The sequence below is a fragment of the Brevibacillus borstelensis genome (assembly GCF_003710865.1).
GTDB classification, from domain to species: domain Bacteria; phylum Bacillota; class Bacilli; order Brevibacillales; family Brevibacillaceae; genus Brevibacillus; species Brevibacillus borstelensis.
Map to the genome: position 1 here is coordinate 26,278 of NZ_RHHO01000069.1, position 16,699 is coordinate 42,976.

Annotated in this window: 16 protein-coding genes; 12 read left to right on the plus strand and 4 right to left on the minus strand. The window is 52.3% G+C overall.

Translation table 11 applies throughout. The annotated features are described in order from the left end of the window. Positions 1–5 precede the first annotated feature (5 nt). Both EDM54_RS25105 and EDM54_RS25110 read left to right on the plus strand, forming a co-directional pair. On the plus strand, positions 6–767 hold the full coding sequence (locus tag EDM54_RS25105; RefSeq protein WP_024983630.1) for an ABC transporter permease: 762 nt from the start codon (positions 6–8) through the stop codon (positions 765–767). An 18-nt stretch (positions 768–785) separates the two neighbouring features. Next, positions 786–1,808, plus strand: coding sequence for an ABC transporter substrate-binding protein (locus EDM54_RS25110; protein ID WP_122959034.1), 1,023 nt, complete (start codon positions 786–788; stop codon positions 1,806–1,808). Between the two features lie 289 nt (positions 1,809–2,097). On the opposite strand, the gene EDM54_RS25115 is transcribed toward EDM54_RS25110, so the two are convergent. Both EDM54_RS25115 and EDM54_RS25120 read right to left on the minus strand, forming a co-directional pair. Next, the gene (locus EDM54_RS25115; protein ID WP_024983628.1) at positions 2,098–3,243 is read right to left on the minus strand and encodes a glycosyltransferase family 4 protein; all 1,146 of its coding nucleotides are present in this window, start codon (positions 3,241–3,243) and stop codon (positions 2,098–2,100) included. A gap of 170 nt (positions 3,244–3,413) precedes the next feature. Continuing rightward, positions 3,414–3,968 carry a hypothetical protein gene (locus EDM54_RS25120; protein WP_024983627.1) on the minus strand — a complete coding sequence of 185 codons (555 nt, stop codon included), beginning with the start codon at positions 3,966–3,968 and terminating at the stop codon, positions 3,414–3,416. A 202-nt stretch (positions 3,969–4,170) separates the two neighbouring features. Here EDM54_RS25120 and dacB point away from each other — a divergent pair, with 202 nt between their 5' ends. The 8 genes from dacB to EDM54_RS25160 all read left to right on the plus strand — a co-directional run bounded on the left by dacB (position 4,171) and on the right by EDM54_RS25160 (position 12,915). After that, positions 4,171–7,068 (plus strand): D-alanyl-D-alanine carboxypeptidase/D-alanyl-D-alanine endopeptidase, encoded by a 2,898-nt coding sequence (gene dacB, locus EDM54_RS25125; protein ID WP_122959035.1) that lies wholly within the window; start codon positions 4,171–4,173, stop codon positions 7,066–7,068. A gap of 112 nt (positions 7,069–7,180) precedes the next feature. After that, entirely contained in the window at positions 7,181–8,275 is a 1,095-nt protein-coding gene (locus EDM54_RS25130; RefSeq protein WP_255320344.1) for an Ldh family oxidoreductase, read from the plus strand. A gap of 58 nt (positions 8,276–8,333) precedes the next feature. Further along, complete coding sequence (panD, locus tag EDM54_RS25135) at positions 8,334–8,726, plus strand: aspartate 1-decarboxylase (protein WP_003390483.1); 393 nt, start codon at positions 8,334–8,336, stop codon at positions 8,724–8,726. Next, on the plus strand, positions 8,723–9,451 hold the full coding sequence (locus EDM54_RS25140; protein ID WP_227277719.1) for a YheC/YheD family protein: 729 nt from the start codon (positions 8,723–8,725) through the stop codon (positions 9,449–9,451). The genes panD and EDM54_RS25140 overlap by 4 nt, the downstream gene beginning before the upstream one ends. Positions 9,452–9,610: 159 nt before the next feature. Then, positions 9,611–10,393 carry an IclR family transcriptional regulator gene (locus tag EDM54_RS25145; RefSeq protein ID WP_122959036.1) on the plus strand — a complete coding sequence of 261 codons (783 nt, stop codon included), beginning with the start codon at positions 9,611–9,613 and terminating at the stop codon, positions 10,391–10,393. Further along, positions 10,390–11,127 (plus strand): 5-oxoprolinase subunit PxpB, encoded by a 738-nt coding sequence (pxpB, locus tag EDM54_RS25150; RefSeq protein ID WP_003390479.1) that lies wholly within the window; start codon positions 10,390–10,392, stop codon positions 11,125–11,127. The genes EDM54_RS25145 and pxpB overlap by 4 nt, the downstream gene beginning before the upstream one ends. Further along, on the plus strand, positions 11,124–12,131 hold the full coding sequence (locus EDM54_RS25155; protein WP_122959037.1) for a 5-oxoprolinase subunit C family protein: 1,008 nt from the start codon (positions 11,124–11,126) through the stop codon (positions 12,129–12,131). Before pxpB ends, EDM54_RS25155 begins: the two co-directional genes overlap by 4 nt. A 13-nt stretch (positions 12,132–12,144) precedes the next feature. Then, positions 12,145–12,915, plus strand: coding sequence for a LamB/YcsF family protein (locus EDM54_RS25160; RefSeq protein WP_003390477.1), 771 nt, complete (start codon positions 12,145–12,147; stop codon positions 12,913–12,915). Here EDM54_RS25160 and EDM54_RS25165 read toward each other — a convergent pair. Beyond that, complete coding sequence (locus tag EDM54_RS25165) at positions 12,912–14,150, minus strand: MFS transporter (protein ID WP_122959038.1); 1,239 nt, start codon at positions 14,148–14,150, stop codon at positions 12,912–12,914. The genes EDM54_RS25160 and EDM54_RS25165 overlap by 4 nt on opposite strands. 65 nt (positions 14,151–14,215) lie before the next feature. Then, complete coding sequence (locus tag EDM54_RS25170; protein WP_024983622.1) at positions 14,216–14,407, minus strand: hypothetical protein; 192 nt, start codon at positions 14,405–14,407, stop codon at positions 14,216–14,218. Between the two features lie 282 nt (positions 14,408–14,689). Between EDM54_RS25170 and brnQ the strand changes: the two genes are divergently transcribed. Next, the gene (gene brnQ / locus EDM54_RS25175; protein ID WP_031933068.1) at positions 14,690–16,000 is read left to right on the plus strand and encodes a branched-chain amino acid transport system II carrier protein; all 1,311 of its coding nucleotides are present in this window, start codon (positions 14,690–14,692) and stop codon (positions 15,998–16,000) included. A 70-nt stretch (positions 16,001–16,070) separates the two neighbouring features. Next, positions 16,071–16,451: a hypothetical protein gene (locus EDM54_RS25180; protein WP_122959039.1), complete on the plus strand. Its 381-nt coding sequence runs from the start codon at positions 16,071–16,073 to the stop codon at positions 16,449–16,451. Positions 16,452–16,699: the final 248 nt, after the last annotated feature.

The following is a 16,699-nucleotide window of genomic DNA, read 5'->3' on the forward strand; positions in this document are numbered from 1 at the left end:
AGTCTTTGAAAAAGGGGCTATGGTTTTTCGTCTCCGTCATCTCGCTTCTCATCGCCTGGGAGGCTGCTTGCCGACTGCTTGCCGTTCCAGCCTTCATTTTGCCGCCGCCGAGCACGGTTCTCCTCTCGCTGTGGGATTTGCGGGAACAACTGCTAGGACAGCATCTGTGGGCGACGCTCAGGGAAGTCGGACTGGGACTTTTCATCTCCATCCTGTTCGGGGTCTCGCTTGCACTGGTCATGACGCTCAGCAAAACAGTCGAGCGTCTGGTGTATCCCTACATTGTCATTTCGCAAACGATACCCATCATCGCGCTGTCACCCGTTTTCATTTTGTGGTTTGGCTATGATTTGACGGGAAAAATCGCGGTGACGATCCTGTTTACCTTCTTTCCTATCGTCGTTAGCACGTACGATGGTCTGAAGGCCTGCGACCGGGAAATGATGAATTTGCTGCGTACGATGGGAGCGAACAAATGGCAGTTGTTCAGCAAGCTTCAGCTCCCGGCCAGTCTGCCCCATTTCTTTAGCGGCTTAAAGGTGGCGGCTACCTACAGCGTGTCGGGTGCCACCATCGGTGAATGGCTTGGGGCGAGCGAAGGTCTCGGCTATTTCGGCCGGCGGGCATCGGGCAACTTCCAGGCGCCAGCCTTGTTTGCTTCCGTTCTTTTGTTATCCATACTTGGTATGCTGCTCTTCTGGCTGGCAGGAAGGCTGGAGCTGTGGGCTTCCCCTCAGACGCGAAACAGAAAAGATAAAAAACGATAGGATAGGTAGGAGAGAATCATGAACAAATGGACGAAAACGCTTTTGACGCTTTCTCTGGCTGCGAGTCTGGCAGCGTGTGGCGCACAGAGCGAAAATCAGGAGAAGCCAGATGCTGCTAAATCGGCTGCGGGCACTGAGCCGACAGAGTTGACCATTGCGCTCGACTGGTACCCCAACGCTGTACACTCGTTTCTCTACGCTGCAGAAGAACAAGGCTATTTCAAGGAAGAAAATCTGAAGGTCAATCTGCAAATGCCTTCCGATACCAATGATCCACTGCGGATGGCTGCTGCCGGGAAGGTCGATATGGCAATCAGCTATCAGCCCCAGGTTGTGCAAGCCCGTTCGGAAGACATAAAGGTCGTCTCCATTGCTGCGCTGGTCCGTCACCCGCTGAACGTGATCATGACGCGAAAAGACAGCGGTCTGGATTCACCGGAAAAGCTTGTCGGGAAAAATATCGGCTATCCTTCCGTTCCGCTGGACGAGTCGATCGTCCGTACAGTGGTGAAGCAAGCGGGGGCAGATGACTCCGGCCTGTCCTTTACCGACATCGGATTTGACATCATACCCGCATTGACCGCGAAAAAGGTGGATGCTGTAGTCGGCGGCTACATCAATCACGAGCAAGTCCTCTTGGAAAAGCACGGCGTTCCCGTTAACGTAATCAAGCCGAGTGACTTTGGAGTGCCTGATTATTATGAGCTGGTCGTGGCTGCCAGCGATGAAACGGCAGCCAAGAAGAAGGATGCGCTGGCGGCATTCCTCCGTGCAGCCGCCAAAGGCCAGGCGTACGTAAAGGAAAACAAGGAGAAGGCGTTGAAATCTCTGTTGGCCAAGCAAGCACAGGAGTTCCCGTTGGAGGAGGATGTGGAAACGAAAAGTCTGGACATCCTGCTGCCTTTGATGGATGCAGGCAGTGAACCGTTTGGCACACAGACGGCTGAATCCTGGCAGACACTGATCGATTGGATGAAACAGGAAAAACTGATCACAAAAGATGTCAAACCGGAAGAAGTCATGATCAATCTGAATAAATAATGACAAATGCCAAAACTCTCCTCGGGAGAGTTTTGTTTTTATACAAGGGGTTTTATAATAGAAAGGGAATTCAGGCTAAGGAGACGACTTATGAGCAATCGTGAAGATCGGAATAATAAGCTGGTCATCTGGGTCTTTGTTGGCAGTGTTCTCGTTTGTACGCTGTCGGTAGCGATTTATATGTATCTGGTTGTAACCAAATAATAGCGGATCGCTCCCTTCCCCCGCTGTTGAAAATAAAGCCACTGAACGCATCATGCGCAGTGGCTTTTTGCTTTCCGCTCTTATGCTACCGGCGGACGAGACGGTAATGCTTCTTTAGCTTCTGCACGGTTTGGTGCCAGCTAAAAGAGGTCGAGACTCTCCGTCGCGCGTTGAGAACGATCCGCTTACGCAATTCCGGGTCGCTGTACAGGAGATCAATCGCGGTTGCAAATGCCTCGGGACTTTGGAAGCGATCCACCAAAAGACCGCTATGCCCGTCCCTGATTACTTCCCGAATTCCCCCGCGGTTGGACGCTACTACGGGTATACCGGAGGCCATCGCTTCCGAGTTGACCGTGGCGAAGCCCTCCCGGAACAGCGTAGGGCAGACAAAAACATCGCCAAGCTGAAACATTTCATGGATGCGCGAGGGTGGAATGTAACCGGTAAAACGGATCGGAACCCCAAGGAGCTCTGACAATTGCCGAACCTGGCGCATATAGGGCGTTTGGCTGCTGACTCCCGGCCAGGAAGCCCCTACAGCGACGAGCTTGGCGTGAGGAATCCGTTCTTTCAGGAGGGAAACGGCACGGACAAGCGTATGCAATCCTTTTCCACGGACAATGCGGCCGACAAAGAGGATGTTGTAGGTATCGGCAAGTTCCCAGCGGCTGCGCAGCTCCATTTTGGCAGAGGCCGACCATGGGCGAAATTTGGAGGTGTCCACCCCCAGTATGGCTGTTCGAAATTTGCGGGCATGGCGAGGATAACGGTGCTGCATGGTCCTTGTGACAAAGGAGACAACCGAAGTCACACCGTTTACTTGGCGAAGAATCCGGTCCGCTTGGCTGCGGGAGAGGCTGGACATGAATGTGAGTGAATGAAGCGACAGGATGATTGCAGTTCGTGGAAACTGGCGGCGGACATGTGAAACGAAACGAGGACGATTTTCGATTTGGATAATGTCAAACGATTGGCCGGCTACCTTTTTCAAGGCAGAATGTATATAGCGCCGCCTGTCCCCGTGGGGAATGCGAATAATGGTAAGCCGACCGTTCTGGTAGCGGCTGACAGAGGGCAGCCTCGGATGGGCACGGCTGATCATGACCACCTGATCGGTACGTGCCATCCGCTTGAAAATGTTGTACGTGCAGGTTTCAACAGAGCCGCCTTTGATTGGCGGTACAGGCAGCTGCTCTGGCAAGATCACCAATATGCGCAAGCCCTGCATACCTCCCCGATTCGGATATATCAATAACAGCCGTATATCCTATTCGGAGCACACGGAACAACTCACGGACATATCACCCGTTTTTGAAGGGGAGACAGCCTATTTGGCAAGAGGAGGTCTGGTGGTGTCCTATCCCCAAGTCCATAATTACAGCAACAATGGGCGGAAATTCATCTGCCGGATGATCTGCGGACACTTCTGATTTTATCCGCTACATCGCGGATCGATAACTGATTCAGTTCCGGAAACCCTTGCCCGCGCAAACTGACGGTCTTGCCATCGTAAAGCGGATAGACTCCCTGCCACAGCCCCACAATGCTGTACATGTCAGTCCAGTTCACTTTTTTCAGAAACAAAAGGTACTGTCCCTCTCCAAGCGGACCAGGGTATTGAAGGTTTGCGGGATCAGAGGCATCAGGGAGAGGCTCGACGCCGGTACTGAGGAGCTTCACCCGACGAGATGCGGAACCGTGGAGCGTGCGTTCAATCTGGACGTCTTGCACATAATTCACCAATTGACCAGCGGAAATGCGCTTCGCTGTCGGGTACTTTTGGTGGCGGGCATCTGTCAGTCCAACCACGATCAGATCACAGTGCAGGATCAATTCCTTCCAGTCTTTCATCCGGGTTTGATCTACCTGCAAGTCGGCAATTTCCGGGGTTGCCGACACAGGCATGGCAATGAAGATGAAGACCAGCAGGAGCAGGGTTCCTTTTTTCCACATAGAAGAAACCTCCTAAATTATGTAAAAATCCTTTTTAGTATGATCGACAAGCCAGCCCTTATTCTGGAGAAAAAGAAAAAACGGGGCTTCTTTCATACATATTATTGTGGTAATATTCCGAAAATGGATGCAAAGTGATAAGATAATGGGGACTGCTTCTAGAATCGGCACCATGGCAACAGAATAGGACAAGGAGGGTATTATGAAACGACTGCTCAAACGCACTGGCTGCTGGATTATGCTCATGCTGCTCGTCTTTCAGTTGGCAGCGGTTCCCGCCCTGGCTCAGGACACGACAGGTACCTCGGAAGCGCTTGCAGCAAATATCGAGCAGGCGATATCCGAGCTGGACAAAAACCCCAACAGCATCGGCTTGCACGCGGGAATAGCGGTATATGATTTGACAGATGAAAAAGTTTTGTACGGGCATAACGCGGACAGAACGTATGTGCCTGCCTCCAACATGAAGCTGTTTACCACTATTGCCGGTTTAGACAAGCTGGGACCGGATTATCAGTGGAAAACAGAGGTGTACGCCACAGGTAAGGTAAGTGGCGGCGGGGTTTTAAACGGAGATTTGATCCTGAAGGGCTTCGGTGATCCCAGTCTCACTGTCGCAGATCTGCAAGCCATCGCGGCTGCCCTGAAAGAAAAAGGGATCAAGCAGGTAAACGGAAAATTGCTGGTGGATGAAAGCTATTTTGACCCGACTCGGCTTGGCTACGGCTGGATGTGGGATGATGAGGTGTATGGGTACAGCGCCCAGCTAAGCGCCTTGGCAGTACATAAAAACATGCTGACGATCACGGTGGAGCCAGGGAAAAAAGCGGGAGACACGCCGGTCCTCACCATGGAGCCAGCCACCGAGTATGTGCAGGTCGTAAATCAATTGCAGACGGTTGCCGGCAAGGACAGTGATATTTCCGTCCAGCGTCCGCGCGGCAAAAACACGATCATCTTCAGCGGAACGATTGGTGTAGAGGCAGCTCCTTATCAAGAGGATGTCACGATGGAGGACCCTGCCCTGTACGTTGCGGACATTTGGAAGCAGCGTTTGACCGCGAGCGGCATCAAGCTTCACCCGCAGGCAAGCGTGGAGAAAACGACGCTTTCCACTGGCACTCCTTTGTATACGCATCTGTCCAAGCCTTTCTCCGAGATTTTGGTGGAGCTAAACAAGGACAGCGACAATTTTTATGCCGAAATGCTCCTCAAGACACTTGGAGCAACAGAAAAGGGGGAGGGATCGGCGGAAGCGGGAAGCGAGGTGGTCGCGGACGTATTGAAACGAGCCGGTGTCGAGGCCGGGTATGTGCAAAAGGACGGCTCCGGACTTTCCCGTTTTAACTGGATCACGGCAAATCAAATGGTGAAATTGCTTACGTTTGTGCAGGATCAGGAATACAGGGATGCACTGGAGAAGTCACTGCCAATAGCAGGTGTCGACGGAACCTTGAAAAATCGCTTGAAAGGCACACCGGCAGAAAAGATGGTCATCGCGAAAACGGGCTCCATGGGCGGCGTAAACAGCTTGTCCGGATACGCCACTGCGAAAAATGGAAACAAGCTCGCTTTCTCCATCTTGATCAACGGGATTTACAAATCCAAATATGCGCGGGATTTGCAGGACAAGGTAGCGGTACTGCTGGCCTCCTATCCGGACATCAAGGCTCCTGACGGGTACAAACCGGCAGTGCCTGACGCCTACAAGCTTTCCGCATTGCTTGACCCGATCGCCGAGGAAGCGGATGCATCCGGGATTACTGCAGGGATTGTCGTCAAGGCTTTGGATCAGGAGCAGGGGGAAGCGATCTGGTATGAGCACGAGGCAGACACGCTGTTGACCCCGGCTTCCAATCTCAAGCTGCTGACGACAGCGACAGCACTGGCACAGCTTGGCAAAGACTATCAGTTCAAAACAGAAATGTACGGATCCACTCCGCTTCCGAAAAACGGGGTGTACCAAGGCGATCTCTACCTCAAGGGCTACGGCGATCCGACTCTTCATACAGAAGACAATCTGAAGGTGCAAGAGGGCGTATCGATGGAGGAAATCGCTGCCTGGCTGAAGGAACAGGGAATCAAACGGATCAACGGCAATCTCATTCTCGACGAGAGCTACTTTGATCAAGAGCGGCTTGGCCTTGGCTGGTCGTGGGACGATGAAAGCTACTACTACAATCCGCTATTGGGTGCGTTGGCATTGAACCGCGGAACAGTCATGATCGAATTCCAGCCAGCCGTTCGCGCGGGTGACCCGGTACCGATCAACCTGCTGCCCAAAACGAAGTATGCAAATGTGATAAACGAGGCAAAAACGGTGAACTCCGGTCAGGAAAACACCTTTGCCATCGAAAGGGACCGCGGGACCAACACGATCCGGGTGACGGGCAATCTTCCTTTGGGGACGGCTCCCGATTACGAGCGCGTTCCTGTTGAAGATCCGGCATTGTATGCAGGGACTGTGCTTCGAGAGACACTCGAAAACGCGGGAATCTCCTTCTCGGGGAACAGCACGGTCAGCGTCGGAACAGTGCCCCAACAGGCAGTCAAATGGACCGAGTTCACTTCCGAGCCGTTATCGGAGATCGTTTCCTATCTGAACAAGAAGAGCGACAACTTTTATGCGGAAATGCTGTTGAAGACACTGGGAGCGGTGAAACGGGGGGAAGGAAGCTCGTCAGCAGGCGTGGAGGTCGTACAGGAGACTCTTTCGACATTGGGGGTTGAAACGAACTTTGACATGGTTGACGGCTCCGGTTTGACACGCTACAATCTGATCTCCGCCCGCCATATCGCAGATGTTCTGGAGGGGATGACGAAGCATGCTGCCTATCAGGAATACCTCGACTCTCTCCCGATAGCCGGCGTAGATGGTACGCTGAAAAATCGCATGAAGGGAACGGCCGCCGAAAACAATGCCCGTGCAAAAACGGGAACACTGACTGGAGTGAGCAGTCTGTCCGGCTATGTCCAAACGAAGGACGGACAAAAGCTCGTCTTCTCCATCGTGATAAACGGATACGCACCCAAGAGCGAGTATATGACGGCGATCCAGGATCGGATCGTGTCAGCACTTGCCTCCTATGAGGACAAATAAGCTCCAAACCAGCCCGTTCATGGGCTGGTTTTTTGCTGTTTCGCAAATAGGCCTATGCCGTGCCGGGCTGCTTTCGGTTGTCATATCTATATTCAGACTGGGCAGGGCCAGAATGAAACCGAAGCAAAGAGAGGGCGTGGGAGTGGTGTGTCCGAATCGATACGATTGGAAACGGTTAGAGCAGTTTGCAACAGCGATTTTTGTTCGGGCGGGAGTTTCCACGCGGGATGCGGAGACTGTCGCCCGTTCGCTCGTCCACGCCGACCTGCGCGGTGTCCACTCTCACGGACTTGCGCGCATGCCTGTTTATGTGGAACGGATTTCAGCCGGATTGATCGATTTCAGCAAGGCTCCCGTCATTTTGAGAAAAGCGGGGGCCACGGCTGTCGTCGACGGAATGAACCATTTGGGAGCGGTTGTCGGAGAGGCCGCTTTGCAGACAGCTATCGAAATAGCCGGGAAGAATGGAACGGCCATCGTCGGGGTCAGGTGTTCCAACCACTTTGGAGCCTGTTCTTACTATGCTGAACAAGCGATTCAAAAAGGGATGATTCTCTTCGTCATGTCCAACGCTCCACAGACGATGGCTCCGACTGGAGGAATTCGCCCTTTTTTTGGCTCCAATCCGATTGCAGCAGGCATTCCGGCGGGTTCAGCCCCTCCATTCCTGCTCGATATGGCGACAACGGTAGCTGCTCGCGGGAAAATTGCTCTGGCGCGGAAAAAGGGCGAAGCCATTCCCAAGGGCTGGGCGATCGATGAACGTGGACGGGATACGACAGACCCGGCAGAGGCCTTGCGCGGAGCGCTTCTTCCCATCGGTGGCGCCAAGGGTTATGGCATCGCCATGTTCGTTGATATTTTATGCGGCCTTTTGGCGGGGGCGGGATATGGTCCGGGTGTGCACAGCTTGTACGATAACGATGAGCATCCGCAAAATGTAGGGCATTTTTTTTGGGCCCTTCAAATTGAGAGCTTCATGCCGCTGCCCCTCTTTCAACAAAGGATGGATCAGTATATTCAGCAGATCAAAGCGGAGCCCAAGGCGGAAGGAAGAGAGGAGATTCTGATTCCCGGCGAATGGGAGTGGCGAACGGCAAAAGAAAGGCAGGTCAGCGGAGTTCCGCTCCCCGACACAGTCGTTTGTGAGCTTGCGGCGCTTGGCAGTACATGGGGTGTCGAGCTGGAAGACGCACGCATCCAATAACAAGGACAAAAGGTCCCTCATAGACTGGTGTCAGTGGTGTTTGGAAAGGAGATGCCGGATGCAAAGACATATGTGCAAAGGAAAGATTCATAGGGCAACCGTTACACAGGCAGAGCTTGATTATGTCGGGAGCATTACGATTGACAGCTTGCTCATGAAGGAAGCAAACATCCTGCCTTACGAGATCGTGCAAATCACGAGCCTACGCAACGCTACCCGCTGGAAAACCTACGCACTCCCTGCACCTGAAGGCTCCGGGAAAATATGCCTGAACGGTCCGCCTGCCCATTTATTTCAGCCGGGGGACATTGTCATCATACTGAGCATGGGCATGTATACGGAAGAAGAAGCCAGCCAGCTAATTCCTCGTGTCGTGTTTGTCGATTCGGAAAATCGCATTACCAGGATCGAGGAACATCATCTTATTACGAATGGAGAGAATGCCACATAAAAGCGCCGAATGTTGGAAAATGGAGCAAACACCTGGTGATGAGACAGGATGAGCGTCTGTGGGAATTCCTCCCAGATACGGTCCTGTTTGAACCGGAGGCCCTTTGGAGGCATTTGGAAAAATATCGATCTGTCATATTAAAGCCTTCAGGTGGCGGCGGTGGAGCTGGGATAATCAAGGTTACATCTCTGGGCGATTCTCGTTACCAGGTTCATGCCGGAAACGGGCGCAGGGTTGTCAAAGGGGAGGAGGCAACGGTCAAGTATGTACGTTCCTTGTTCAGGCCGAAGCCATACTTGATCCAGCCGTATCTTCGCCTGGGGAGGATCAACGGACGTCCCTTTGATATAAGGGTGATGATCCAACGAACCAAAGGAAGGCCCTGGGTCGTGACCGGGTTTCTCGCCAAGCTGGCAGGCCCGGGATTTATCGTCACAAACATCGCCCGAAGCAGAGGCAAAGTTTTGCCGCTGACGGTCGCTCTCGCCCAATCAAATGTCGATGTGTCCCCGGATTTGTTAGAGGAGATCAAATACGTGGCCCAGATGACTGGCGAATGCTTGGGAAAAAAATACCCCACTCTCAGGAAAGTTGGGCTCGACTTGGGGATTGATACAACTGGGAAACCGTGGATCATCGAAGCGAACTTTCGACCGTCGCTGTCGCTGTTCCGAAAGCTTCCAGACCTCCGGGCCTATCGACGAATCGTCAAGTTCAGCAGGTAGAAGCCGACCACTTGTCACTGCCACGGACAAGTGGTCGGCCTCTTTATTTAAGAAATAAACAGAACATTCAAGATTGTCATTTTAAAGAGGTCTTGGTTATAATGAGGAGTACATACAAAAACGGAATGCAATTCCGATATTCGGAACGGAGAGATCGCTTTGTCCGAAACCAATAAAACGGTTCTGAAAGCACTAGAGCTGCTTCAATTGTTTCTTGATCACCCACAGTTGACGCTGCTGGAGGCAGTCCATCTGTCCGGACAGCCCAAAACCTCTGTATACCGGATGCTGATGTCTCTGGAAGAGGGAGGCCTGCTGAAGCGGACGGATGTGGGAGCGTATGAATTGGGACTTGGGTTTCTGCAATACGGACAAGCTGTTTCAGAACGGATGGATATCCGCCGGGAAGCCCTGCCTGTCATGGTACGGTTAAACGAAGAAATTGGCGAAGCCGTCAACCTGATTATCCGGGACGGCGAAGAAGCAACTTATGTGGAAAAGGTAGACACCAAAGAGCCGATCCGGGTATACACAGCGATCGGACGGCGGGCTCCGCTGTACGCAGGGGCCTGTCCCCGAGTTCTGCTCGCTTTTTTGCCCGACGAAGAGCAGGAAAAATACTTGTCGCGTGTAAAGCTGCAGCCGGTCGCGGATTGTACGATTACCGACATCGACGTGCTTCGCCGTGTGCTGTCTGAGTCAAGGCAAAACGGTTATACTGTCAGCCACTCCGAACTGTACAACGATACGTCAGCGGTAGCCGCACCGATTTACGACCATAGCGGCAGTGTGATCGCAGGGATCAGTATTGTCGGGCCGACCAGCCGGTACAAGGAAGGACAGATACAGCTGTTGGCCCAAAAAGTAATCGAAGCCGCACAAGCCATATCAAGGAAGCTGGGCTGGAATGACAGAAGGTGCGGGAGGGGAGCCATGCAATGAAAGACATTCAAATGGAACCGATGGGAGATCAAGCCCTCATCATTCGCTTTGGCACAGTGATTGACCGGACAACTCACGAAAAGGTGAGACAATTTGCCGCATGGCTGGACCAGCATCCTGTTCCGGGAATGGTCGAATACATCCCTGCTTTTACGACCGTGACAATCTTTTACGATCCGGTATCGCTTTACGAACAGCGAAAAACGGATTTCTCCGCGAACGAACCGATCATTTCACCGTATGAAAAGCTGCGTTTGTTCCTCGAAGCCGCCTTGAAGCAATTATCGGATCAGCCGCCTGCCGCCGGAAATACCGTGGAGATACCTGTTCTCTACGGAGGTGAAATGGGTCCCGATCTTTCCGAGGTAGCCGCTTATCACCAGATGAGCGAGGAAGAAGTGATCCGGATTCATTCGGAGGGAGACTATCATGTATTCATGATCGGGTTTGCTCCGGGCTTCCCTTATATCGGCGGGTTGTCGGAAAAAATCGCTACCCCGCGCAAGACGAGCCCGCGGCTAAAAATCCCGAAAGGCTCGGTCGGCATCGCAGGCGAACAAACGGGAGTTTACTCGCTGGAAACGCCGGGAGGCTGGCAGATAATCGGGCGGACACCGATAAGCTTGTTCCGTCCGGAGCACAATCCCCCGAGTTATTTGAAGGCAGGAGATCGCGTGCGCTTTGTTCCGATCACGGCAGAAGAGTACGAAGCGTATAAGGAGGGGGAGGCATGAGTCTCAGAGTGATTCGTCCCGGACTGCTTACCACGGTGCAGGATGGAGGGAGAGTCGGCTTTCAGAAGCATGGCGTGATCGTCGGGGGCGTAATGGACACGTTTGCACACAGGATGGCAAATTTGCTGGTTGGCAATGAAGGGTCAGAGGCCACCTTGGAGATGACGATGAAGGGCGATACGTGGGAAGTGACAGAAGATACGCTGCTCGCGATTTGCGGAGCAGACATGAAAGCGATTGCTGACGGCCAACCGCTGCCGCGATGGAAGCCTGTATGGGTCAAGGCTGGGACGGTCATACAGTTTGGCGTCAGCCAGCACGGGGCCAGAACATATGTAGCGATAGCAGGAGGCTTTCAAATCCCGCTCGTAATGAACAGCCGGTCTACGTATGTCAGAGCAGGAATAGGCGGTTATGAAGGGCGGGCATTGCAAAAGGGAGACGAACTGAAAGCAGATAAGCCCGGACCCCAAGCCAAGAAGCTGTACGATTTTTTGCGAAAACAAGCCCGGGTGGCTTCCTTTTATGCGCCGGATTGGGGGATTGCCTCGGAACTCATGCCCCGCTACCACGAGCAGCCTATCGTCCGCGTCGTGAAAGGGAATCAATTTGACTGGTTTACCAGGGAGAGCCGGGAAGCGTTTTTCCAGCAAGCTTATCGCGTAAGTCCCCAATCGGATCGCATGGGCTATCGCCTGGATGGTCCCCTTCTGGAGCGGATTGACAAGAGCAGAGAGCTCGTTTCCGAAGCAGTTACGTTCGGTACTGTGCAGGTTCCGGCTGAAGGCAATCCGATCGTTCTGTTGGCAGACAGGCAAACGACCGGGGGCTACCCCAAGATTGCCCAGATTATCAGTGTCGATCTGCCGTTGATCGTTCAAACAAAGCCCGGGGATGCGATCCGTTTCCGGGAGATTGGCCATCAGGAGGCCGAGCGGCTTTTGATTGAGCGGGAACAGCTAATCCGCCAGGCGCGGCTGGGCATGCAACTGAAATATGAGTAGGAGGCTGGAGAAAATGACGTTTCGCATTGACTTGAACTGTGACATGGGAGAGGGCTTCGGCGCGTATAGCATCGGGAACGATGAGCAGATCTTGCCCTACATCACTTCGGCCAATATCGCTTGCGGCTTTCATGCCGGCGATCCGGCAACCATGCGAAAAACCGTGATAGCAGCGCTGGACAAAAAGGTGGCGGTAGGGGCCCATCCCGGTTTGCCGGATCTGATCGGCTTTGGCAGAAGGAATATGTCCATTACCCCTGCAGAAGCTTATGAGTACGTTGTCTATCAAGTCGGCGCCCTGGAGGCATTTATCCGTGCAGAAGGCGGTAGCATGCAGCATGTAAAGCCGCACGGCGCACTGTACAATATGGCTGCCGTCGATCCGGAGCTGGCAGAGGCGATCGCGGAAGCAGTCTACCGGGTCAATCCCGAGCTGTTTTTGGTCGGACTGGCGGGAAGCCATCTCATCGAAAAAGGTCTCCAAGCGGGATTGCGCGTAAAAAATGAAGTGTTTGCCGACCGGACGTACCAGCACGATGGAACCCTCACTCCCCGGTCGCAGCCGGATGCGCTCATCACAGATGAAGAAAAGGCGGTTTCCCAGGTGATCCGGATGATCAAAGAAGGGAAGGTAGCCACGAGACAAGCCGTGGACAAAGAAATCGTTGCGGAAACCGTCTGTATACATGGGGACGGCCAGCATGCCGTGGAATTTGCAAAGCGCATCCGTGCGACTCTGGAAGAATCGGGCATCGCGGTCATGGCAATGGGCCTCGAGACTTAGCAGCCTTCCTGCAAATGTCTTTCTTCCGTTTTGCTTTCCGCGTAATAGGCTTGTTTGGATTTCTTGAACACATTCAGCAGCAAAACAACGGAAAGAACGACGGATATAAAAGAAAAGAGCAGGGACACCGATTGCAGGTCGAACGTTTCGGAGGCGATGCCTAAAAGAAATGTGCATACAATCTGGACAATGCTTTGAAACATCCCTGCCAAGCTGCCGAATCGTCCCATCATGTCTGCCGGAACGTTGTTTTGGTAAAACGTTTGATAGCCTGCATTTGCAAAAGACATAAAAAAACCTAAAATCAAAAAGCTGATCGCGGCAGTCAAAAAGCTGAAGGACCCGTAAAACATGGTGTAGCCGATCGTGGTGAGCAGCATGCCGACGGCTAAGTACGCTTGCAGCGAAAATTTTTTCGTTGTAGCTGTGGCTGTTATCGCTCCTGCAATCGAACCAACGCCAGCGATGCTCACGATCACACCATACAGCTTGTCGGTTAAGGACAATTGCTGCTTCAGAAAGGTGACCTCCTGAGAATCAAGGGCAAACGCAATCATCATGGCCATCTGGAAAAGCAGATAAATCCGCAAGAAATAACGATCATGCAAAACAAACGCTTGAACGATACGCCAGTCATTTACGATCATGTTCCATGAAAGAGGCTGGCGTCGTTGCAAAGCCTCGTCGGAAACATCAGGCAGAAGGGCAATCAAAGCCGCACAAAAAAAGAACGTAATGCCGTTTATGAAAATGCACAAACTCGTTCCTGTGGTAGCAATCAGGACTCCGGCAATGGCGGGCCCGATGAGGAAGGCGCCGGCATTCAGCATGCTCATGATTGAGTTAAAACGCCTGCGCTCTTCGGGTGTAACCAGCTTTGTCACGTAATACGTCGAGCTTGGGCCAAAGAAGGAGCCCGCCACATTCGCAATGAACAGAATGACGTAAACAACCCAAACAGAAGACAGCAATGGAATCAAAAGAACGAGAGCGCCCCGAGCCACATCCGAATAGATCATGAGCTTCCGTCTATTGACCCGATCAATCAGAGAGCCCGCCCAGAATTGAGTCAGCAGCCTTGCCACCGGTCCAACGATATATATACCTGCTACCGCTGCAGCTGAACCCGTCATGTCCAAGATGAAAATATTCAAGGCAACCAAATAAATCCAATTGCCCAAATAAGATACACCAATACCGCAAAGCATCAACGAATAGGTCCGCCAATTCCCCATACATCCACCCTGTTTCAAAATCTCCAAAAGCAAAGTCCTCAGGCTGACTGTCTTTTGGGTAAAGCCTAAGGAGCGAACACGTCCCCCAAATTCGGCAATGTCTTGTAAATAGCCATGCCGATCAGAAACAGCACGAGCAGCTTCAGGATTGTGGCAGTGAGGATGCTTTCAACATGACGCTCAATGCTGCTCTCTACCACGATGTAAACGACCACCGCAATACATGCAAGCAAGAAAAATCCGATAATAGGCCACATTCCAGCATATCACCCCGGATACGTCATGTTGGGCTGCAATCGAAAGGCTTTCTATAAGGATAACAGAGCTGGATACAATTGGAAGCCGGTGATTCCTCTTTGGACGGGAAGGGACGAGTAAGGAGATGCGATCTGCTCCTGGTACCTTTCCTTTATGAAAGTTCAAAATATAGTGAAACAGCATACTTTATTTAACATTACGAATACCTCCCTGTCACTAGATTCGCTTTGAAAAAGCTGATACAATCCCTCCATTACAGCTAGGAGGGAACAACCGAAAAGATGAATGCGCTGTCCAAAAAAGAAATCGTCCTCATAAGTCTCATGTTGTTTTCCATGTTTTTTGGTGCGGGCAACCTCATCTTTCCGCCATTTCTGGGTCAGTCTGCCGGTGATCAGGTAGGGCTTTCTCTTGCCGGCTTTATTTTGTCAGCAGTCGGACTGCCGATTCTGGGCGTGGCAGCCATCGCCAAGGCGGGGAGCTTTTACGAGTTGGCCAAACGGGTTCACCCTGCTTTTGCAAGCTTGTTTCCACTGCTTATTTACGTCTCGATTGGACCGGGACTGGCCATTCCGCGGGCGGGAAGTCTGGCTTATGAGATGGGCATGCTGCCTTTTTTGCCGCAAACCGCAGCGACACAGCCCGTGGGACTTGCCCTGTATACCCTTGTATTTTTCGGGCTGGTCTTTTGGTTTAGTCTGTCTCCGTCCAAACTGGTTGACCGGTTTGGCAAGCTGATGACACCAGCGCTCTTGATTCTGCTCTCGTTGATCTTCGTAAAAAGTCTCTTTGGTCCAAAAGGGGGGCTTGTGCAAGCGGAAGGGGCGTACGCTGCTCACCCTGTGATGCAAGGCTTTCTCGACGGATATTTGACGATGGACGCACTGGCGGCGCTTGTATTCGGCATTGTCGTATCCAATACGCTTCGGTCCAAGGGAGTCACAGAGCCTGGCCGACTGTCCGGTTACATGATGGCCGCAGGCACGGGGGCGGGAATTTTGCTGGCCGTCATCTATTTGATGCTGGGTGCTATCGGCTCTACTCACGCATTTTTGGGCAAGGCAGAGAACGGCGCACAGCTTCTGACCAATGTGATGGGGCATTTATTTGGCTCCTCCGGCATTCTCCTGCTTGGGGTCATCTTTACGGTCGCTTGTCTCTGCGTTTCCATTGGACTCGTGACCTCGTGCAGCCAGTACTTTTCCGGGCTGTTTCCGCGCATTTCCTATCGCGGGTGGGTTGGCCTGCTCTGTATCGTGAGCATGCTGATCGCGAACATGGGGTTGACGCTGATCCTGAAGATTTCAGTGCCGATTCTGGGCGCCATCTATCCGGTCGCGATCGTGTTGATCCTCTTCGCGCTCGCCGAGCCGCTGCTTTCTCCGCGATCTCATCTGTATGTAACGGCAGTCGGACTCGTTGTAGTCTACGGGCTTCTCGATCTGGTCAATACGATGCTTTTGCCGCGCAGTATGGACTTCTTGCTGGCCAGCCTTCCCCTGTATTCGGAGGGAGCCGGTTGGGTGGTGCCTGCTGTTGTCGGCAGCATTCTCGGTTTCGGAGTAGATCTGCTGCGCAAGCGGGCTTATTGAAAATGACTTGTGCTCCCAATCCTTCCTTGTTAAGATGGAGAAAATATTGACTCAATTTGGAAGTGATTGGATGTACAGGAAAAAGGCAATCCTCCCTGCAGCGCTTTTGCTTTTTCTCACCGGCTGCGAGGAGAAGCCGCCTTTTACAGTAGCGTTCGGGCAAGAATCGATTGAGCCGCAGCATCGGATAGAAGTAAATGAATGGCTGAAGCGTTTGGATCGTTCATCCGATGCGGTGCAGATGTATGACATGGAAGGGTATATATACTATTCTGTAAAGGGGTACAAGGATGTCTCTGTATCCTATATTTTCGAGGAAAGTCGCGGCAATACGAAAAGGACGCTGAAAACGACCTTTATCCGGGGAAATGATACGGATACGCTGTTTGTCAAAGTGAAGTACGATGCCAAAAAATGCTGTGATCTGAAAGTGATCGATGAACAGCCATAATGGCACGACGGGTGTGGTTGGAACATGAGGATGCAAGGAACCGAACCGAGATATCGGCAATTGTTAGTTGAATAAGCCCCGTTTGTTGAATAATCCCGTTTCCTTTATGAGGAGGCGGGGTTTTTGCTTGCTTGCATAGGCGGTACGAGAAGATGCGGAGATTGTGGAAGAAAATAGTTCGTTACTTTTACTTGGATCAGTCGTATTAAACAATGGGGGATTATGGAAGTGCACGAGAGAAAGGTTGA